Origin of the sequence: Haloarcula pelagica (genome assembly GCF_030127105.1) — an archaeon.
Taxonomy (GTDB): domain Archaea; phylum Halobacteriota; class Halobacteria; order Halobacteriales; family Haloarculaceae; genus Haloarcula; species Haloarcula pelagica.
Map to the genome: position 1 here is coordinate 1,565,609 of NZ_CP126161.1, position 18,045 is coordinate 1,583,653.

General features: G+C 62.1%; 20 protein-coding genes and 3 pseudogenes. 6 read left to right on the forward strand and 17 right to left on the reverse strand.

The annotated features are described in order from the left end of the window. The first annotated feature begins 29 nt into the window (after positions 1-29). Positions 30-1,142: a hypothetical protein gene (locus P1L40_RS08240; protein WP_284010843.1), complete on the forward strand. Its 1,113-nt coding sequence runs from the start codon at positions 30-32 to the stop codon at positions 1,140-1,142. Positions 1,143-1,389: 247 nt separating this feature from the next. Here P1L40_RS08240 and P1L40_RS08245 read toward each other — a convergent pair. Beyond that, positions 1,390-2,216 (reverse strand): annotated as a pseudogene (locus tag P1L40_RS08245) (IS5 family transposase). Between the two features lie 120 nt (positions 2,217-2,336). Here P1L40_RS08245 and P1L40_RS23510 point away from each other — a divergent pair. Continuing rightward, a pseudogene (locus P1L40_RS23510) lies at positions 2,337-3,259 on the forward strand (sulfite exporter TauE/SafE family protein). Positions 3,260-3,310: 51 nt separating this feature from the next. Here P1L40_RS23510 and P1L40_RS08255 read toward each other — a convergent pair. From P1L40_RS08255 to P1L40_RS08280, 6 genes are all read right to left on the reverse strand, one after another. Beyond that, complete coding sequence (locus P1L40_RS08255; RefSeq protein WP_284010844.1) at positions 3,311-3,703, reverse strand: DUF7968 family protein; 393 nt, start codon at positions 3,701-3,703, stop codon at positions 3,311-3,313. Next, entirely contained in the window at positions 3,703-4,743 is a 1,041-nt protein-coding gene (locus P1L40_RS08260) for an NAD(P)/FAD-dependent oxidoreductase (protein ID WP_284010845.1), read from the reverse strand. The genes P1L40_RS08255 and P1L40_RS08260 overlap by 1 nt, the downstream gene beginning before the upstream one ends. Next, positions 4,744-5,103, reverse strand: a complete 360-nt coding sequence (trxA, locus tag P1L40_RS08265) for a thioredoxin (protein WP_284010846.1) — start codon at positions 5,101-5,103, stop codon at positions 4,744-4,746. A gap of 157 nt (positions 5,104-5,260) precedes the next feature. Then, on the reverse strand, positions 5,261-5,665 hold the full coding sequence (locus tag P1L40_RS08270; protein ID WP_284010847.1) for a helix-turn-helix domain-containing protein: 405 nt from the start codon (positions 5,663-5,665) through the stop codon (positions 5,261-5,263). Positions 5,666-5,847: 182 nt separating this feature from the next. Beyond that, positions 5,848-6,906 carry a sulfite exporter TauE/SafE family protein gene (locus P1L40_RS08275; RefSeq protein WP_284010848.1) on the reverse strand — a complete coding sequence of 353 codons (1,059 nt, stop codon included), beginning with the start codon at positions 6,904-6,906 and terminating at the stop codon, positions 5,848-5,850. Next, a complete protein-coding gene (locus tag P1L40_RS08280) occupies positions 6,896-7,060 on the reverse strand; it encodes a DUF7512 family protein (RefSeq protein ID WP_284010849.1) in 165 nt (54 codons plus the stop codon). The genes P1L40_RS08275 and P1L40_RS08280 overlap by 11 nt, the downstream gene beginning before the upstream one ends. Positions 7,061-7,322: 262 nt before the next feature. Between P1L40_RS08280 and P1L40_RS08285 the strand changes: the two genes are divergently transcribed. Beyond that, positions 7,323-8,168: a universal stress protein gene (locus tag P1L40_RS08285; protein WP_284010850.1), complete on the forward strand. Its 846-nt coding sequence runs from the start codon at positions 7,323-7,325 to the stop codon at positions 8,166-8,168. Positions 8,169-8,263: 95 nt separating this feature from the next. Here the strand turns inward: P1L40_RS08285 and P1L40_RS23515 are convergent. From P1L40_RS23515 to P1L40_RS08315, 5 genes and pseudogenes are all read right to left on the reverse strand, one after another. Then, positions 8,264-9,550: pseudogene (locus P1L40_RS23515) on the reverse strand (MFS transporter). Positions 9,551-9,582: 32 nt separating this feature from the next. Beyond that, positions 9,583-10,758 carry an inorganic phosphate transporter gene (locus P1L40_RS08300; protein ID WP_284010852.1) on the reverse strand — a complete coding sequence of 392 codons (1,176 nt, stop codon included), beginning with the start codon at positions 10,756-10,758 and terminating at the stop codon, positions 9,583-9,585. A gap of 9 nt (positions 10,759-10,767) precedes the next feature. After that, positions 10,768-11,226 (reverse strand): DUF6691 family protein, encoded by a 459-nt coding sequence (locus P1L40_RS08305; RefSeq protein WP_284010853.1) that lies wholly within the window; start codon positions 11,224-11,226, stop codon positions 10,768-10,770. Continuing rightward, positions 11,226-11,783, reverse strand: coding sequence for a YeeE/YedE family protein (locus tag P1L40_RS08310; protein ID WP_284010854.1), 558 nt, complete (start codon positions 11,781-11,783; stop codon positions 11,226-11,228). Before P1L40_RS08310 ends, P1L40_RS08305 begins: the two co-directional genes overlap by 1 nt. 8 nt (positions 11,784-11,791) lie before the next feature. Next, positions 11,792-12,994, reverse strand: coding sequence for an MBL fold metallo-hydrolase (locus P1L40_RS08315; RefSeq protein WP_284010855.1), 1,203 nt, complete (start codon positions 12,992-12,994; stop codon positions 11,792-11,794). Between the two features lie 249 nt (positions 12,995-13,243). Here P1L40_RS08315 and P1L40_RS08320 point away from each other — a divergent pair, with 249 nt between their 5' ends. The 3 genes from P1L40_RS08320 to P1L40_RS08330 are packed head-to-tail and all read left to right on the forward strand — an operon-like array spanning position 13,244 to position 14,292. Then, positions 13,244-13,489 carry a sulfurtransferase TusA family protein gene (locus P1L40_RS08320; RefSeq protein WP_123619641.1) on the forward strand — a complete coding sequence of 82 codons (246 nt, stop codon included), beginning with the start codon at positions 13,244-13,246 and terminating at the stop codon, positions 13,487-13,489. Positions 13,490-13,491: 2 nt separating this feature from the next. Further along, positions 13,492-14,064: a DsrE/DsrF/DrsH-like family protein gene (locus P1L40_RS08325; protein WP_284010856.1), complete on the forward strand. Its 573-nt coding sequence runs from the start codon at positions 13,492-13,494 to the stop codon at positions 14,062-14,064. Positions 14,065-14,070: 6 nt separating this feature from the next. Further along, positions 14,071-14,292, forward strand: coding sequence for a HalOD1 output domain-containing protein (locus tag P1L40_RS08330; RefSeq protein ID WP_284010857.1), 222 nt, complete (start codon positions 14,071-14,073; stop codon positions 14,290-14,292). 116 nt (positions 14,293-14,408) lie between these two features. Here the strand turns inward: P1L40_RS08330 and P1L40_RS08335 are convergent, their stop codons facing one another. The 5 genes from P1L40_RS08335 to P1L40_RS08355 all read right to left on the reverse strand — a co-directional run bounded on the left by P1L40_RS08335 (position 14,409) and on the right by P1L40_RS08355 (position 17,989). Beyond that, the gene (locus tag P1L40_RS08335; protein WP_284010858.1) at positions 14,409-15,527 is read right to left on the reverse strand and encodes an aminotransferase class V-fold PLP-dependent enzyme; all 1,119 of its coding nucleotides are present in this window, start codon (positions 15,525-15,527) and stop codon (positions 14,409-14,411) included. A 15-nt stretch (positions 15,528-15,542) separates the two neighbouring features. Further along, positions 15,543-15,881: a thioredoxin family protein gene (locus tag P1L40_RS08340; protein WP_284010859.1), complete on the reverse strand. Its 339-nt coding sequence runs from the start codon at positions 15,879-15,881 to the stop codon at positions 15,543-15,545. Between the two features lie 100 nt (positions 15,882-15,981). Then, on the reverse strand, positions 15,982-16,608 hold the full coding sequence (locus P1L40_RS08345) for a helical membrane plugin domain-containing protein (protein WP_284010860.1): 627 nt from the start codon (positions 16,606-16,608) through the stop codon (positions 15,982-15,984). Between the two features lie 2 nt (positions 16,609-16,610). Then, positions 16,611-17,756, reverse strand: a complete 1,146-nt coding sequence (locus P1L40_RS08350; protein WP_284010862.1) for an NAD(P)/FAD-dependent oxidoreductase — start codon at positions 17,754-17,756, stop codon at positions 16,611-16,613. After that, positions 17,753-17,989, reverse strand: coding sequence for a sulfurtransferase TusA family protein (locus tag P1L40_RS08355; RefSeq protein WP_284010863.1), 237 nt, complete (start codon positions 17,987-17,989; stop codon positions 17,753-17,755). The genes P1L40_RS08350 and P1L40_RS08355 overlap by 4 nt, the downstream gene beginning before the upstream one ends. Between the last annotated feature and the right edge of the window lie 56 nt (positions 17,990-18,045).

Sequence of the window (18,045 nt, forward strand, 5' to 3'; positions counted from 1 at the left end):
TTATACCACGGGTTTGAGTGTGTGTGCCAATGCGCCTGTATCGGTTTGACTCACCGCAAACAGAATCCACTGCAACACCTCTACGTTCATCTCCAATTGCACCAGCAAGCGAAGGGGAGGGGGAAGAAGAACTTGAAGACTGGCTCAATGCATCGCCCGATGCACTCCTAGACGAACCGATTCTCGTGTTTGCCCGACAGCCAGGCCTTCCAACTGGTGTTCCCGATTTGCTTGGCCTCGATCGCTTCGGAAACAGCGTCGTGTTCGAACTCAAACGCGGAGATTCTGGTTCAGAGTCTGCCTCGGAGGCGAGTATCGTCAGCCAACCACAGCTGTACGCTCAGGCACTCGACCGGTACGATTACTACGAATTGAATTCACTGTTCGACCACTACCACAGCGGTGACTGGAACGTCCCTGCTGCGGTTGCAGAAACCACCTCACTCGTTGAGGCGTACAACGAATTTTTCGACCAGGACAGAAATGCCTGGGAGCTGAATCAAGCACAACGGTTAGTCATCGTCGCTGAGGAGATCACCTCACAGACGCGCCAGTCGGCTCGGTGGTTACGTGATCGAGGACTCGATATCCAGGCTGTCGAAGTCCAGCGTTTCGAGGCACCGTCTGGCGATATGTTCTTCGGAGCAACCACAATCGTTGACTACGATGAAACGCGGACAAAGACTCCGGCACGGTCCAGCCCTGGTGATCGTGCTTTTACCATACGCGTCTTTACCACAGCGTTCCCGAAAATCAAGGATACTCTCTGTGCACCTAGTATGGACCCACTCCTTGGGAATCTCACGACAAACTATCCCTATCTCGAGTCACAGGCCACTGATCATCCAGCGCCGGTCCGATACGCCCTCCGAGTGAATCCATACGATGATAAGGAAATCAAAGTCGCAATCGATGCCTCCGGTGACGGAAACACAAACGCGGCAAACCAGCTTCGAGAGAACCGTGATCTCTTTCGAGAACAGGGGTTTTCGGTGAGCCAGCGAGACTCTATGCGGATTGTCGTAGACACATGGGAGGGAATCGAGGTGAGCGACCTCCGACAAGAGGAGTTTATCAAACGAGTAGCAGCCAGATACGTTGACCTCGTTACCCTCGGTCATGAGGTATTCAACGCAGGATAGCACCGTCGGGATCAATTTTGAGCTGAATGGGCTCGGCAGGCTAATTTCGGGATGTATAACCAGCGTCCTATTATCTCGTGAGGGCACTCACAATTTGAGATCGGCTGGACTATTCTCGAACGGCTCTGTTGAAATCCTCAGCAAGTGAGATATTCTGGCTTGGTCGTGGTCAATACAGAGCGTGTAGTCAGCGCCTCGTTCGTGTTGGTCTCACAGGCCGTGGTGAATCGCCAGACGTAGCTTGATTTCACTGTTTTAGCGATTGCTTGATGTTGTGAACCGCACACATCAAGACGAGTTCACGAAATTCACCGTACCAGGTTCGCGCACGCACGGTGTCGCCGAGCGTGCGCTTGATCGTGGAGAAGACGGTCTCACACATCGCTCTCTGGCGGTATCGAGGCCCATCGATCCGCGCGTTATGCGCGTGATCGATGGGCCGGAACTCACGATGTTTGATCAGCGGTCTGATGCCCTCTTCGCGGAGTTTTTCGCGTAAATCCATCCAATCGTAGCCTTTGTCGGCAGCGAGGCTGGCGAGGTCGCCCGCGTTGCGGAGGGCGACCTGCCAGCCGAGCTGTGTGTCGTGGCGTTTCTCAGTCGTGCAATGAACGTCCAGAATGGCTTGGCTTTCTGTGTCGACGAGAGCAGTCGCTTTGAGCGTCTGAACCCGGTAATTCGTCCGCCGACAGTAGTGCTTGCTAGCGTTTTCGCGGTCGAAGAACGTCGCATCAATAGCGGCGTGACCGCTTGGCTCGTGCTCCTGCGCCGAGAGGCGCAGCAGCACTCGCCAGAGTGCTGTCTTGATTCTGTCAAACCACTTGACTAGCGTGGAGTGGTCGGGGAGATCGGCCGCGTTGAGGCCGATCTCCCCGAGTATTTGTGGCATCTCGCTCAGCATATCGAGTGCCTCTCGGTAGGATTTTTCCAGGTAAACCCGCAGACAGTGCAGCGACACCACCGCATACTCGGCGAAGCCGCCACCCCTTCGGGGGCGGCGACTTCGCCTCGCTCACCAACAGCATTTTTAGCTAACTGAACGACTTGGCTCGTGAAGCGGGAGATCTTAGACATGAATCATCGACGGTTTCCCGCTTCAACTTCCTAGTTCTAACGGTCGAAGCCGCCGTCGTCCAGCGATTCACCAGAGCCTCAGTAAGCGTTGAATTCGGATTCGGCCGAACAGTGGGATCTATGAGTACTCCAGAATCATGAGTAGATGTCGAACAGTTTGTCTCGAACTTTCTCGAGTTCCAGTACCGCGAGGTAATGATGGTCTTCGCGACGCTTGCTGTCGTCACAGGTTCTATCGTCTTCTTCCCCGGATTCGATAATCTCAGCAAGGGCCTACAAGCCGACATTTCGCTTACACTGTTGGCAGGGTTCATTCTCGTTGCGGTTATCGCTGGCGTCGTCAAGGGGATGGTGGGCTTCGGCTATGCACTCATCACGACGCCCATATTCGCTTCCGTGATCGATCCAACCTTCGCGGTCGTCGTCTTAGCTATTCCGCCGTGGAGATCAATATGTTCCAGATCGGAGAAACCAACACCGGTCTATCCTTCATCCGCGAGGAGTGGGTTCTCGTCCTTCTACCTATCGTGGGCTCAGTAATCGGAGTCGCGTTCCTCGCCGAATTTAGTACGGGTCCGATCGTTCCGTTCCTCATCGGCCTCGTGATCTTTGGCTACGTCGTCTTCCAGATCGTCCAGGACTTCGTCACCGTCGAAGAGACGCACAATCCGCTCGGACTCAGCGTCGCGGGGTTCCTCGAGGGATTCCTTTTAGCCGTCGCCAACCTCGGTCCACTGCTCCCGGCATATTTCCACACGTTCGAGCGGGACACTGAACGGTACATCGGTGGCCTCTCGATGGTCCTCGGGGCCATTTTCACAGTTCGAATTATCCAGATGGCGTTGTTTACGGACCTGTTGACATCCTATCGACTGTGGCTGGGGTCGATGATCGCGATCGTCACTATCGTCGGCCTTCTACTCGGGACGTACCTCCGCCGTCTCGAGGTCGACGAGGAGAAGTTCAACTGGTTCGTCGTCGCGTTGCTGTTCGTCATCTCACTCAACATCTTCCGGAATACGATTCCGGCGCTCTTCCTGTGAGACAGAAGAGATTTACAGGACCGATGTTACTGGTGGCACCGTAATAACCCACTAACTGGCGTCGTTCTCTATCTCTTCGACATCGCCTTCGACGACTGCCTTTCGGGGGATCACTTCGATAGTCGTCTCCGATCCGATCGCCGTTCCGCCGTCGACGGCCTCGACGCAGAGGATCACGTCTTCGGGGTTCGCACAACCGCAGTTGACAAACTCCTCCCATTCGTCGCCGACCGAGACCGGTCCTGCGTGGGCCCACCAGAGGTATCGGCGGTACGTGCGTTCCGTCATGTTCTCCTGCAGCCACTCGCTGTCGGCGACCCACCATCCCTCGTCTTCGTCGGGGTCGGTCTCCGGCGACCGGAATGAGACGAGGACCCGATCCGCCTGGTCCTCGACCGTGGCCGGGTCCGTCGTATTGACGTTTCGTCTCTCTGCGGATCCCATCAGTCGTCAGCCTCCGTCGGGATCGGTCCAGTGCTGTCGGCCGACGCCGCTTCCGCTGATTCGAGCCACTCCTCCGCGTCCAGGGCGGCCATGCTACCCATGCCGGCGGCGGTGACCGCCTGCTGGTACTCGCGATCCATCACGTCACCGGCCGCGAAGACGCCGTCGGCGGCCGTCGCCGTCGTCGCCCACGCATCCCCGGCGGAGGACGTTTGCACGTACCCGCTGTCGTCGAGGTCAACGGGCGTGTCCCGGAGGAAGTCAGTATTGGGTTCATGGCCGATGGCGTAGAACACGCCACCGATATCGATCTCCTCGACTTCGACATCTTCACCGGCTTCGTACTTTTCGGCAGGGTAGCCGTCCGGGTGGGAGACGAGTGTCGCGTCAGTCACGCCGTTCTCCTGAGACCCGTCGATCGCCAAGAGTTCCGTGTTCCAGGCGAACGTGATGTCCTCGTTGTCGCGAGCGCGGTCGGCCATGATCTCCGACGCACGGAGCTCGTCGCGGCGGTGGACGACCGTCACGGAGTCGGCGAACTTCGCGAGGAAGAGGGCCTCTTCCATCGCGCTGTCCCCACCTCCGATGACGAGCACGTCGTCACCGCGGTGGAACGCGCCGTCACAGGTCGCACACGTCGAGAGACCGTACCCCATCAGTTCGTCCTCACCATCGGCGCCGATCCATCGGGCGCTGGCACCAGTCGCGACGATCAGGGCACGGGTTCGGATCGTCTCACCGGTCGAGAGCGACAGCTCCAGCGGCTCTCCGTCCAGTGTTGCAGACTCGATGCTGCCGTGCTGGAACTCGGCGCCGAACTGCTCGGCCTGCTCCTTCCCGCGCTGGATCAGCTCCATCCCGCCGACGCCGTCTGGGAACCCGAGGTAGTTCTCAACGTCGGTCGTTAGCGTCAACTGGCCGCCGGGCTCGTCGCCCTCGAGCACAAGGGGTCCGAGCTCGGCTCGAGCCGCGTAAACGGCTGCTGAGAGACCAGCAACGCCTGAACCTGCGATGACTAGGTCTCGTATCTCCTCAGTCATTTACTCGGTATACCTCCCAACTAAGGAGCGCAGCTGCTCTTCGCCCTGCATCCCGACGATTTCCTCCACCTGCTCGCCGTCAGCGAACAGGACGAGCGTCGGCACGCCACGGACGCCGTAGGACTGAGCGAGCTGCTGGTTGGCGTCGACGTCGACCTTCGCCACCGTCGCGTCGGTCTCGGCGGCAAGCGTCTCGACGACCGGTTCGAGCATCTTGCAGGGCCCACACCAGTCGGCGTAGAAGTCCGTGAGGACAACCTCGTTCTCGGTGACAATGTCGTTGAGCTGAGACTGGCCGTCGACGTGCAGCGGTTCATTCGTGGACGCGGTGCCAGCGTCGGATGCAGTATCAGTTGCCATCACCAGTACGTATGTACCAGCGCTAATTAAGAGTTTTGGGTGATATATACAATTCTACCCAATACTAGACGCCATCCAAAATTCCGATTGGAACTCGAGACCGCAAATTCAGCTCTCGGGGAGAGTCTTTGAGCCAGAAATAGAGAAAAGTAGAGCTTTAGCTTTCGGCTGCAGGAGCCGCGGTCTCAGGCTGTTCGTACTTGGTTTCGAACTCCTGGATGAGCTGGCCCATCTTCGCGTACCAGTCGTTGAGCAGGCGTTGCATGTCATCGGCTATCTTCGAGGGGTCCGTCGGTGAGTAGACGTGGTAGTAGCCGCCCTGGTCGTAGTTGATCTGGTCTTTCTCGATGAAACCGGTCTGGAGCAGTCGCTGAACAGCACGGTAGGCGGTCGAGCGTTCGCGGTCAACAGCCTCGGCAATCTCGTCGACGGTCAGCGGTTCTTCGGACTCAACGAGCGCCTGGAAGCACTCCTTATCGAGTTCTTTGAGACCGTGGAAACACTCCAGCAGCCCCTCACACTCCATGTCCCGACGGAGCTGTTCAGACATCGAATCTGGCATTGTTATCAATACTGCGTACGTTCTAGCCCGTTAAAAGACTTTTGCACAGTTCGAACAATTTCGCGGTGAGCCAAGAGAAGTAAACAGGAAAAGGCGTGAACAGCTACTCCTCACTCTGGTGAGATCCAGGGAGTGAACAATCAATTAACCCGACCGGGTAACGGGTTGGTGCGAAAAACCGATTAGTTGGTAACCGTGGTTCCCTGATGACGCTTCTGCCGCAGCGACGAAATCGTCGTGTACAGAATCGCGAAGGCGACGACGACCGCCGCGCCGATAACCAGTACCAGCCCTATCAGCTCGAGCGTTGGGCTTCCAACGTAGGAGCCGATCTCGCCGATACCCACGGCGATGGCACCGATTAGGAGCATCCCGCCGAAGTAGATCTTGATGCCGTCAGCGTCGACAACGGCGGTCGCAGCAGAGCCGATACGCGCACCGAGTGCACTCCCGAACAGCAGCGGGACGACGATACCGAGGTTCACGCCGCCGCCCTGGCCGTAGAGGTAACTTCCGAGACCGCCGGAGAAGACGATCTCGAACAGGTCGGTTCCGACGGCGACGGGTACCGGGACGCCGATCGCGTAGATCATCGCCGGCATCCGGATGAAGCCCCCGCCGACGCCGAGGAAGCCGGACAGCAGGCCGGTCGCGAAGGCGACAGCGGTGATGACCCACGCGGAGACGCGGACGTCACCGCGGAGCGTCACCATCGGCGGAATCCGCACGGTCTGTTGAATCGTTTTGGCGATTTCTGGGATCTCGTACTCGTCGAGGTCCTTGTCAGCTGCCTCGTGATCGATTCCACCGCCGCCGTCGCTGTTGAGGGCGTCACGGGTCACCATCGCGCCGACACCGCCGAGCAGGACCACGTAGGCGACGCTGATGATGCCGCCCGCGAGCCCCAGCGACTCGAGGTAGTAGACGCTGGCGCGCCCGGCCTCGATTCCGATCGTCGTCCCGGTGATCATGATCGCGCCGAGTTTGTAGTCGACCTGCCCGAGGTCGTGGTGTTTCAGGGTCGCGATGACGGCCGTCCCGAACACGAACGCCATCCCGCTCCCGACGGCGACCGACGGTTCGTAGTCCAGCATCAGCAGGGCCGGGGTGACGAGGAACGACCCTCCCATGCCGAAGAAGCCGAACAGGACCCCGACGACGAGACCGAAGCCGACGAACAGCGCCAGCATCTCGGGACTGGTTCCCAGGATCCCGAGGCCGTCGAGGAGACTATCGAGCATCCGCGTCACCCCCGACGAGGAACTTCATTAGATAGGGCCCGAAGAGCCGTTCGAGGCCGCCGTAGCCCACGTACAGCACGATCGCTTCCAGTAGTATCGTGCCGATAAGCAAGGCTGTCTCCGGATCCCAGGTGGGAATCTCTAATCCTGCCATCGGTTCTCCCTCTGAGTTTCGAACACGGAAATTCGCTGTTTGCACATTTCTGCTCAGTAGCCCTTACTCGCCTCGTACCTATAACGATTTTGGGATTACTATACAATACTATATTCCGGTAACCTCGGCCAGAGTATCGATAACTTATAGGAAACATATGGGCGCTGGCCACTCACGAAACTTCTCAGCGGAGATACCGTTGTCGACTATTCCTACAAATTCGAACAAAACTATGTTGTGGACACTCGACAAAAGTGTCGCTATGAGAGCCCTGTGCGCGACCGACCTGTCGGCTGCAAGTGAAGCCGCAATAGAGAACGAAACCTGCCTCGAGTGCTTGGGCCGCATCGGCGTCGATACGATCCACCTCGTGACGGTCGTTCCGGCGAACGTCCACTCTGGGATGCCCGGCGTGAATTTCGAAGAGCAACGTCGACGAGCGCTCGATCAGTATCGGACGGTCATCGAGGCCACCGGGTTCGACGTCGAGACTCACGTCGTCCGTGGGACCCCCTATCGACGTATCAACGGCATCGCTGAGACCGTCCACGCCGATCTATCGGTCGTCAGCTCACGGGGACAAAGCCCGTTACAGAACCGGATCATCGGGTCGACGGCCCGCAACCTCGCGCGGACGACTGTCGTTCCGTTGTTGGTCAACCGGGTCGAGCGGGAGACCGACGACCCCGAGGTTCTCCGGGAACACCTCTTTCAGCGTATTCTCTTCGCGACGGACTTCTCTGAGAACGCCAACCGAGCGTTCGACGCCTTCTCGTACCTCCGTCACGCGACCGAGGAGGTAACGCTCGTTCACGTTCGATCGCCGAAAGACGAGGTCATCGACGCCGATGCCAGCCCACAGGAGCAGTTGGCCGAGCATACGAGCACGCTGGAAAACTGGGGCATCGAGACACAGGTCGAAGTCCGACACGGCGATCCCGCCAACGAAATCCTCGCCGTCGAATCTGAGGTAACACCGTCGACAGTCCTTGTCGGGTCGAAAGGGAGAAGCCGTATCCGACGGCTCCTGTTGGGGAGTGTCTCCGAGGAGATCGTCGCACAGGCAACTGGAAACGTCTTTCTCGTCCCGCCACCCCGGGCAGTCTGAGAGAGACAACACCAGGGCTGCGATATTGTCGGGCGCCGGCAGCCCTTGCTAGCTCTCAGGGCGCGGGGCTTCACGAGATGGGGCCCACGGAGCATTCAGTCTTCAGTGACGCTTCCCCTTCCGGCCCTCGCAGGCGCGGGTGGCTCATGAGTACCGAACTCGGGATGAGTCTCCTCCATCCAGAGATACACCACCGCCCCGGAAACAAACATCAGACCAGCGGTCAGGTAAAACGCGGCTTCAACGTTCACGAACTCCATCGAGAGTCCGATCAGGACCGCGCCGACAGCGTACCCGGAGTCACGCCACATCCGGTAGACGCCCATCCCCGCCGAGCGCCACGTCGGATGGGCCGCGTCGCTCGGAACCGTCATCAGGTTCGGGTACAGCAGCGCCATCCCCAGACCGGAGACGCCAGCCAGCACGGCCCACGGGAGGTAGCCATCGACGAACACCATTCCGAGGACGCCTGCGCCCGCGAGGAACATCCCGGCGATGACGGGCGGACGGCGGCCGATGCGGTCCGCGAGCCCCCCCGGTCGCGATCTGGAGGAAGTACATCGCGCTGTGGACGCCGACGACGACCCCGACCGCCGCGATACCGAGGCCCTGACTTACCAAATAAAGCGGGACCGCAATCCAGAACAGCGTATCGACGAAGTTCTCGATGTGGCCCGCCTGCGCGGCGGCGAACAGCGTCCGGTCGCCGTACGTCGCGCGCTTCAGCACCTTATTGAACGGGAGGTTCGCGTCGTGATGGTCGTCGTCACCCTCGGCCTGTGCGTACTGGACGGTTTCCTTGATCAGGAAGATGGAGATGAGGAACGCCAGCACGACGACCACGGCGAGGAAGTAGAACGGCTCCGGCCGCAGACTCCACTGACCGGCGATGACACCCGTGATCCAAGCGCCGACGGCGACGCCAGTGTAGCCGAAGGCCTCGTCGATGCCGACCGCGAGGCCGCGCTTTTCGGGCCCTGCGAGTCTATTTTCGCGTTGATTGCCATGCTCCAGGTCAACGCCTGGTTGATCCCCAGCAGGACGTTCCCGACCGTGATCCAGCCCCAGCTCCGGGCGAAGATGAGGATGACCGGCAGCGGGAGCGCCGTCGCCCACCCGGCGACGAGGACGGGCTTGCGGCCGTACTCCTCGCCCCACTTGCCGGCGTAGAGATTGAGGACCGACTTCACGATCCCGAACGAGACGACGAACGAGCCGATCACGAGGAACGATTCGACGCCGAGGACGTCCTCCCCCAGCACGGGAACGACGGTTCGTTCGGAGCCGATGGTCAGGCCGGTCGCGAAGACGAGCAGGACGTGCAGCGAGAACTGCCCGAGGTGTTCGCGGATCCCTTGTTCGAATTCAGTTGTCGTAGTCATTGGTGCTTGAGTTCAGCAGGTTCATTTGTGGGTTACAGTAGGAGGAACGCGGTGCCGTACGCGAGCGCGAACGAGAGGAGGAACGACCCTGCCCACGCCCCGACTGTCAGGAGAATTTTTCTAGCATCCACCGCTTGCCGACCACCGACAGCGGCGCCACTCCCGATGATGGCGCTGACGACGATCTCGTTGAACGAGACGGGGACACCGAGCAGGACTGCCAGCTGTGCGATCAGGAACGAGGGGACGAGCGCCGAGATGGAGCGGCGCGGCCCGAGCGACGAGTAGTCCTGGGCGAGCGACTTAATCATCCGCGGCGCGCCCGTCCACGAGCCGACGAGCATTCCGAGGCCACCGCCGACGAGCACGGCGAACGTCGAGACCATCCCGGCCTCGTCGAGTAGCGGGAGCAGCGGTCCGACGGCGAGCCCGACCTGACTCCCCCCAGCGGAGAACGCCACGAGCGACCCGAGCGCCAGCAGCACACGACGCAGACCGCCACGTTCGTCGCGACTGACATCCCACCAGACGACAACCGCGACGGCTAGCGCTGCGAAGCCGGTAATACTGGCTGCCCAGGCGAGCCCGTCGACTGCGAGCACCCGCTGTCCGAGACTGCGGAGGGTCCCTGGTGCGCTCCCCTCGCCCAGGAAGCTGAACCGGACGTTCACGAGGACTGCACCGACGAGGCCGGCGAGGGCGGGAATGCTGTACCGTTCGGGGACGTCGGGACGCGGGAGGAGACTCGCGATGGTGAACGCGATGCCGCCGCCGACGAACGGCGTCAACACCCAGACGGCGGCGATCTGCCCGTACTTCGGCCAGACCGGCGTGCCACCGAGAGCGAGGCCGACACCGATGACGGCGCCGGTCACGGTGAACGCCGTCGCGATCGGATAGCCGGTCGTGATCCCGACCGCCATCAGGCCGGCGCCCAGCACGAGCACGAGGATGACGCCGGCGACGGGCAGGCTGATGCCGCCGACGAGGCCGCTCCCGATGGCTTCCGAGACGTTGCCGCCCTGGGTGACGGCGCCGACGAAACCGAAGATGCCGACGAGGAACGCGGCGCGCATCGTCGCGATGGCGTTCGCGCCGACGGCAGGAGCGTACGGCGTTGCGCCGCTTGAGCCGGCGCCGATGACCCACGCCATGAACAGGCTGGCCAGCGCTGCACCGACGAAGAGAGCGACGAGAGCGGGGTCCATAGAGGTGAGTTAGTCTGCACCCGTGGGGGCGGTGTCACGCGTCTGGCTGCGGCTCCGCCAGTAGCCCTGGGCGTACGCGCCGAGGAACATCCCGGCGAGTGCCCAGAGGATCGCGACGTTTCCGGTGCCGAGGCTCGCGTACGCCGCGCCCGGGCAGATGCCCGAGAGGCCCCAGCCGACGCCGAAGACCGCGCCGCCGACCAGAACGTTCCTGTCGAAGGGCTTCAGGCGGCGCTCGTAGGGGTCGCCCGTGAGGGGTGCCGCGTCCCGAATACGGGGCAACAGGGCGAACGCGATCCCGGAGACGATGGCGGCACCGAACATCACGAACGGGAGGCCCAGATCCTCGAACTGGAGGAAGTTCAGCACCACCTCCGGGCGCGCCATGTGGCTGAACCCGAGCCCGAACCCGAACACGATACCGCCGACGAAGATTAGCGGCTTGAACAGCGGGTGGCGGTCGGCCATTACGGGCTCACCCCCAGCGCAGCGACGATCTGGGCGGTCCCGATGGCCACAGTCAGGAACGTCACGACGCCGACCAGCGACGTCTTCGACGCCGAGCCGACACCGCAGACGCCGTGTCCGGACGTACAGCCCTTGCCGATCCGGGTTCCGATGCCGACCAGGATACCGCCGATAAACAGTCGCCACGGCTGGATGTCGGTCTGCCAGAGCGTCACGCCGGCGACCTCGTAGAGCTGGCCGGTCGTTCCGGGCTCGTACAGCGAGCTCGTGACTAGACCGGACTGGAACGTGGCAGCGAATGCCAGCCCGCCGAGGATGATCCCGGCCGTGAACACGAGCCGCCAGTCCCGCGAGGCGACGTACTGCTGGAACCGCGACTGGTCGGAGACGTACGACAGCGTCGACTCCAGGAACGTGCTCGCCCCGGCCGGGATACCCGTCCCGACGTAGATCAGGACGGTCCCGAGCCCAACGAGCAGGCCGCCGACGGCGTAGCGACTGATCCCGTTGGGGAACAGCTCGACGGCCGCCTGGAGTAGTACTGGGTCAGTGACCATCGGCGTCGTTAGTCACCCGCGAGCGAGTCCTGGCTGGCTGCGCAGTTGTTCGGCCCGAGTTCGAGGGTGAACGCTTCGTCGTCGTCGACGGCGTGCTGGCCGAGGTTCGTCGCGATGATGTCCTCGTAGTTGGCCGGCCGCGGTGGCATGTCCGAGAGGATCAGCTCGACGAACTCCTCCTGGTCCATCGTGAGCGCGTCCATCTCGTCGACGAGCTCGCCGATGGGGGCGGTGTAGGTACCGTCGGCGGCGGGCTCGGCGGCGTCGCTGAAGTGGGCTCCGCCGACGAGCGTGTCGTCGGGCAGGGAGAGGACGCGCTCCTGCAGTGACTCGTAGAGCATGCTCGCGGCCTCGGGGGCGCCGTCGTTACCCTCCTCGAGGTCCGGGCGGGCGACGCTCTCGACGAACAGCCCGTCGCCGGTCGCGAGCAGGCTGTCGTCGACGAGGTAGGAGGTCATCCCGGTCGTGTGGCCGGGCGTGTGGACCGCCTCGATGGTCGCGTCGCCGACGTCGAACGTATCGCCGTCCGCAGCCGTCGTCAGTTCGTCCGCGTACGTGACGCCACGGTCGACGGCGGCCTCGGGGATGACGCCCTCGACCCCTTCCGCGTCCAGATTCCGCACGCCCGAGATATGGTCGGCGTGGACGTGCGTGTCCAATGCGTACTGCAGGTCGACGCCCAGTTCGGCCGCGTCCTCGAGGTAGCGGTCGGTGAACGCCCGCAGCGGGTCGATAATCGCGGCTTCGCCGTCGTCGTAGAGGAGATAGCCGAGACAGCCCGAGGAGGGGCGCTGGTACTGGAGGAGCGTGCCGGCGCCGTCGTAGCGCTCGACTTCGACGGCCTCGTAGATGCTCGCCCAGCCGTTCATTCCATCCTCTAGGTGGTTCACGTCGTAGCCCTGTTCTGCGAGCGTGCCCGCGACGAACTCGCTGGCGCCGCCCTTCGCACACAGGACGGTCACCTCGCGGTCGTCGGGGATCTGCTCGAGGACATCCGCGTCGATGTCGTCCTCGAGGAACTCAAAGTACGGCACGTTGATCGACGTGACGTTCTCACCGTCGATGCGCCACTCCTCGTAATCTGATTGCATACGCGCGTCGAGGAGGGTGACGTCCTCGCCGGCGTTGATGCGGTCCTTGCGGTCCTTGAGCGATTCCGGGTCGACGGTTTCGACGTCGACGTCCGGAGTCGGAAAGTCATCGGCGTTCATGTTGTGCAGTCGTTTCTACTGGGTGGACGTACAAAAGTATTTGCATGGAATTTCCCTAATTACACAATACTAGTCCGAGTATAGACGGTTCCGTTTCCCTCAACCATCCGAAATTAGGTATATAGGTCGGTGTATGGAAGATACACCGTTGTTTGTATTGGTAGAGTATTCCCAAGAACCAACAATCTTTTACTTGGGTAGAGGGTATTGTGCGATAGCTCCAATACAGACAAACGGAGCAGATAACCAATGAGTGCTGAATTCGACATTACGGAGACGCTAGACGTGAAAGGTGCATCGTGTCCCATGCCAGTGGTGAAAGCGAAGTCGGCCATCGACGAGCTCTCGGAAGGTGAAGTCCTCGAAGTGCTGGCGACCGATCCCGGAAGCATGAGCGACATCGACGGCTGGGCGTCCGGAACCGAGGGCGTCGAACTCGTCGACCAGGAGGAAGGCGACGACGTGTTCAAACACTACGTCCGCAAGACGGAGTAACGATGAGTACGGACACTCCCGACGCGCCGGCCGACGACGCCCCCTCGCGTGCGGAACTGGCCGCACGCGTGGACGAACTGGAGGATGCCCTTGCCGAAGCCACCAGTGACGACGACGGCAAGAAGATGAGCATCATCGCGACGAAGGGGACCCTCGACATGGCGTACCCGCCGCTCATCCTCGCCAGCACCGCGGCCGCCTTCGGCTACGAGGTGACCGTCTTCCACACGTTCTGGGGGCTGGACATCCTCCACGAGGAGCGATCGAAGAACCTGAAACTCAGCTCCGTCGGCAACCCCAACATGCCCGTACCGAACGCCGTCGCCGCGCTCCCGGGCATGGACCGCGTCACGACGAAGATGATGGAGAAGAAGATCGCGGACAACGACACCGCGACCATCGAGGAGCTCATCGAGACGAGCCTCGACATGGGCGTCGAGTTCCAGGCCTGCCAGATGACCATCGACCTGATGGACTACGACGAGGCGGACTTCTACGACGGCGTCACCACCGGCGTCGGCGCGGCGACCGCCCTCCAGGACATGGCCGACGCCGACATCCAGCTTCTGGTCTAAACTCCGATGAACAAACTCGAGGATCCGATTCCCCAGATTGTCGAGGCCGTCGCGGAGGCAGAGAGCGTCGAGCCAGTCACACTCGATCCGCCGCTAGCCGAGGTCGTCGATCCGGATGCGCTCGGAACGTTGGTCGAGGATTCGAGGGCGTCTGACCTCGAGGTGCGATTCGCGTATCGTGGTCACGACGTCGTCGTCGACGACAGCGGTCGTGTACAGGTCGACTGAAGCAGACAGAACTTTTTCTTCGATAGTGGAATCCCCCCGACGGTCACTCCAGGAGCGCCATCCGTGTTCAACGAGTAGACGCTTAGGGAGTGTCGTAGCGGGAGGCAGCGGTCTTGTCAGGCCCACTCCGATTCGAGTGCGTCCAGCAGCCGCTCGACCTCAGCGTGAGTGTTGACCGCGTGGACCGACGCGCGGACAGCGTCCGGTGTCGGCACGGCACGAACGACGATTCCTTCCGAGGCGAGTCGGTCGACCGTCGCTTCGGAGTCGTCCACGTCGATTGTCACGAGTCCCGACTCCGGGTCTGCGGGGCTGAGACGCCGGTCGTCTGGAACCCCATCAGCCAGCTGGCCAGCCAATTCCTGGATTCGGGCAGCGATACGGTCGACTCCGACCTCATCGATCGCCTCGATGGCTTCCGCCAGGGCGACGTGCGGAGCCGGGTTCGCCGAGCCGACCTCAAATCGGCGGGCGCCGGCTGCGAACTTGTAGGGATCTTCAGTCGGCGTTTCGACGCTTCGGTAGCCAACTGTAGTGGGCGCGAGGGAGTCAGCAGCTGTCCGGTTGACGTAGAGGAAGCCGCCGCCCCACAGCCCCAGTAACCACTTGTGTCCGGCCGCCGCGACCGCATCCGCCCCCCATTCGCCGACATCGAGGGGAAGCTGTCCCGGAACCTGGACAGCGTCGACGAGCGTGAACGCGCCAGCCTCGTGAGCGATGTCGACGAGGTCGGCGACGGGCAGCTGGGTGCCGTGCGTCCACGTCACCGCGCTGAAACAGGCCAGGCGCGCGTCGGCGACAGCCTCGGCGAAGGCGTCGAGGTCGACGCGACCGTTCTCCGTCTCGACGACGCGAACCTCGACGCCCTCCTGTTCTAGGCGCTGCCACGGGAGCGTCCCAGCCGGATGTTCGAGGGCGGTTCGAACGACGGTGTCGCCGGGCTCCCAGTCGATGGCGGTCGCGACAGCGTTGATGCCCGCAGTCGTGCTCTCCGTAAGCGCAATCTCGTCGTCGTCCGCACCGACGAAGGTGGCGACGCGCTCCCGCACGCGGTCGTAGGCGTCGAACGCCACCTCGTAGGGGTCGTTTCGCGTGTTCGTCTCGTACTCGTGTGACCGCACGAACTCGTCAGCAGCCTCGACAACGTACCGTGGGCTCGGCCCGTGAGCGCCGAAATTCAGGTAGACGTCCTCGTGTAAGGCGGGCGTGTCGGCGCGAAGTTCTCTAGGAGTCATCTCGTTGTCGGTGAGTTAGTCCTGATACTGGGCGATCAGGTCGCGGAGTGTCTGCTCGGTCTGGCCGCCGCGAAGCTGTTTCACCGGTTGTCCGTCAACGAACAGGACGAACGTCGGCGTGCTCTGGGCACCGAACTCGATCGCCGTTTCGAGGTTCGACTCGATGTCGATCGTCAGCACCGTCGCGTCAGTGTCTTCGGCGAGTGCTTCGAGGACTGGCTTCATTCGTTTGCAGGTGCCACACCACTCAGTGTAGAACTCCACGAGCGCGACGCTGCTGTCTTCGACGACCGTTTCGAGGTCGTCGTCACCGAGCGAAACCACGCGGTCCGTCTCCGCTGTCTGTGTTGCCATTACGAGACTCTACGCACCGGATGTTTAATAGTCTTGGGCCTACCGCACAATACAATATGGTGCGGTCACTCCCCAGTCTACATCGACTGGGAGAGAGCGGTTAGTGTGACTTCTCGGTGGATTGCGCACGGCCGAGCGCGCCTGCGAGCGCCAGCAGGTAGCCCAACCCGTACTGGACATCCGGATCACGCAATCCGCGAAGCAGACCAACAGCTCCGACCTGTTGGGGGGAGCTTTGCTCCGCCTCACCGACGCTCTCCAGCAGCGTTTGGATGCCATCACGAGTATCGTCGTCAGCGGTCGTCTGCGCGACCTCACCGACCGCAGCACCGGTACCGGCCAGTGACGTGACCATATCGTCGTCGAGCGCCGCGGTCGCCAACGACCCTACCTCCGCGAGTTCGGCTAGGTCGTCGAGCGTCCCGCTTTGCTGGAGCGCGAGCAACGTGTCAAGGGCCTCCCGCAGGTCGTCGCCGTTCTCGCCGACCGTCTCGGCCAGCGCCACGGTCTCGTCGGTAGCCAGCCCGTCGGCGGACTCTGCCAGTGTCGATCCCGTGGCCGAGAGCTCGCGGACCATCTCGTCGTCGAGCGCGCTCTCGCCGAGCGAGAGCACGTCCAGCAGCTCGTTGACGGCGTCGAGGCGCTGGACGAACTCGGCGACCGCCTCGGGGTTCCGTTCAATCGCCGCCTCCAACTCGGACGGCCCGGGGTTCTGCGGTTCAGACATGGTCAGAGCAGTCCTCGTGCAGTCAGCCAGTAGGACTCGTTGTACGCCAGTTTCGACCAGTGGAGTTTCTCCGACGGCGGCGCCGGCGACGGCGGATTCTCGTAGTCGAACTCGACGAACGACGCCGCGTCCATCCCGGTCTCGATGAAGCACAGCGTCTTCCCGTCGTAGGTTGCCGTTGCCGGGCGGCCACGGATCTCGCTAGCGAGGCGCTGCGCGACGACGCCGGCCTGGTAGTGGGCGACGCTGCCCGCGTTCGGGACGCCGGTGTCGGCGGTGTCGCCGAGCGCGTAGACGTTGTCGGCAGCTTCGGCTTCGAGCGTGTGCTTGTCGACGTCGACCCAGCCGTCGTCGCCGAGCCCAGCCTCCTCGATCAGGTCGATGCCGCCGTGGGGTGGAATCGTCACGAGGAGGTCGTAGTCGAGTTCGGACCCTTCCATCGACGTAATGGTCTCCGCGTCGGGGTCGACCGACTCGGCGTTGAAGAACGTCTCGACGTTGATGTCCCGTTCCGCCATGATGTGGCGGGCCCACTCGGCGATGTGGGGGTTGCCGTGGACGCGTTGGATCGGATACGTGTACGTGATATCGACGTCCTCCCGGAGGCCGCGCTCGCGGAGCCAGTCGTCGGCCATGAAGACGAACTCCAGGGGTGCCGCCGGACACATGTGGGGCGTCCCGATGACGCTCAACACGAGGTCACCCTCGGTGAACTCCAACAGTTCATCGCGCAAGTCGGTCGCGCCCGACTCGCTGTAGTAGTTGTGACCGCCCTCCGTGAGGCCCGGAATCTGGTCGGGTTCCAGCGTCGACCCGGTCGCCAGGACCAGGTAGTCGTAGCTGACTGGTGGGGCACTCCCGTGGAACTGGAGCCGCTGGGCCTCGGGGCCGATGTCCGACACGCGATCGATCCGGAGATCGATTGCGTCGTCGACGAGGTCGTCGAGCGGGCGACGGCCGTCGTCGGGTTCGCGCTGGCCGAACGGCACGTACAGCCAGACCGGCTTATAGACGTGGTCGGGGTCGTCGTTGACGAGCGTGACTCGGACGTCGCCGGCGTCGAGTTCGGGTTCGAGTCGGTCGGCGAGGTCGTTCGCGAGGACGGTGCCGCCGGTCCCGCCACCAACGATAACGACGTGCTCGGTCATGCTTTCTCCACGTAGAACTCGTTGTGGTCGTCGCGTTCCTCGACCGCGAGTAGCTCGTTACCGGCTTCCTCGGCCCACTCAGGAACGTCGGTGAGCGACTGGTCGTTGTCGCTCAGCAGTCGGATCACGTCCCCCGACTCGGCGCTCCGAATCTTTCCGATGAGGTCCATCAACGGGCCGGGGCATGCTGCGCCTCTGGCATCGACGGTATCGTCAGGCTCGATATCAGTCATAGAGAGCTCACAGGCAGTAGTTGGAGCTGCCCTATATTAGTATTGTGTGTCCGTTC

Coding starts and splice junctions, on each gene's coding strand:
- P1L40_RS08280 (WP_284010849.1), bottom strand. CDS start 7,060: ATGGCAGGATTAGAGATTCCCACCTGGGATCCGGAGACAGCCTTGCTT.
- trxA (WP_284010846.1), bottom strand. CDS start 5,103: ATGGCAACTGATACTGCATCCGACGCTGGCACCGCGTCCACGAATGAA.
- P1L40_RS08340 (WP_284010859.1), bottom strand. CDS start 15,881: ATGGCAACACAGACAGCGGAGACGGACCGCGTGGTTTCGCTCGGTGAC.
- P1L40_RS08270 (WP_284010847.1), bottom strand. CDS start 5,665: ATGCCAGATTCGATGTCTGAACAGCTCCGTCGGGACATGGAGTGTGAG.
- P1L40_RS08320 (WP_123619641.1), top strand. CDS start 13,244: ATGAGTGCTGAATTCGACATTACGGAGACGCTAGACGTGAAAGGTGCA.
- P1L40_RS08300 (WP_284010852.1), bottom strand. CDS start 10,758: ATGGACCCCGCTCTCGTCGCTCTCTTCGTCGGTGCAGCGCTGGCCAGC.
- P1L40_RS08275 (WP_284010848.1), bottom strand. CDS start 6,906: ATGCTCGATAGTCTCCTCGACGGCCTCGGGATCCTGGGAACCAGTCCC.
- P1L40_RS08240 (WP_284010843.1), top strand. CDS start 30: ATGCGCCTGTATCGGTTTGACTCACCGCAAACAGAATCCACTGCAACA.
- P1L40_RS08285 (WP_284010850.1), top strand. CDS start 7,323: ATGAGAGCCCTGTGCGCGACCGACCTGTCGGCTGCAAGTGAAGCCGCA.
- P1L40_RS08315 (WP_284010855.1), bottom strand. CDS start 12,994: ATGAACGCCGATGACTTTCCGACTCCGGACGTCGACGTCGAAACCGTC.
- P1L40_RS08310 (WP_284010854.1), bottom strand. CDS start 11,783: ATGGTCACTGACCCAGTACTACTCCAGGCGGCCGTCGAGCTGTTCCCC.
- P1L40_RS08305 (WP_284010853.1), bottom strand. CDS start 11,226: ATGGCCGACCGCCACCCGCTGTTCAAGCCGCTAATCTTCGTCGGCGGT.
- P1L40_RS08260 (WP_284010845.1), bottom strand. CDS start 4,743: ATGACTGAGGAGATACGAGACCTAGTCATCGCAGGTTCAGGCGTTGCT.
- P1L40_RS08350 (WP_284010862.1), bottom strand. CDS start 17,756: ATGACCGAGCACGTCGTTATCGTTGGTGGCGGGACCGGCGGCACCGTC.
- P1L40_RS08325 (WP_284010856.1), top strand. CDS start 13,492: ATGAGTACGGACACTCCCGACGCGCCGGCCGACGACGCCCCCTCGCGT.
- P1L40_RS08345 (WP_284010860.1), bottom strand. CDS start 16,608: ATGTCTGAACCGCAGAACCCCGGGCCGTCCGAGTTGGAGGCGGCGATT.
- P1L40_RS08355 (WP_284010863.1), bottom strand. CDS start 17,989: ATGACTGATATCGAGCCTGACGATACCGTCGATGCCAGAGGCGCAGCA.
- P1L40_RS08335 (WP_284010858.1), bottom strand. CDS start 15,527: ATGACTCCTAGAGAACTTCGCGCCGACACGCCCGCCTTACACGAGGAC.
- P1L40_RS08255 (WP_284010844.1), bottom strand. CDS start 3,703: ATGGGATCCGCAGAGAGACGAAACGTCAATACGACGGACCCGGCCACG.
- P1L40_RS08330 (WP_284010857.1), top strand. CDS start 14,071: ATGAACAAACTCGAGGATCCGATTCCCCAGATTGTCGAGGCCGTCGCG.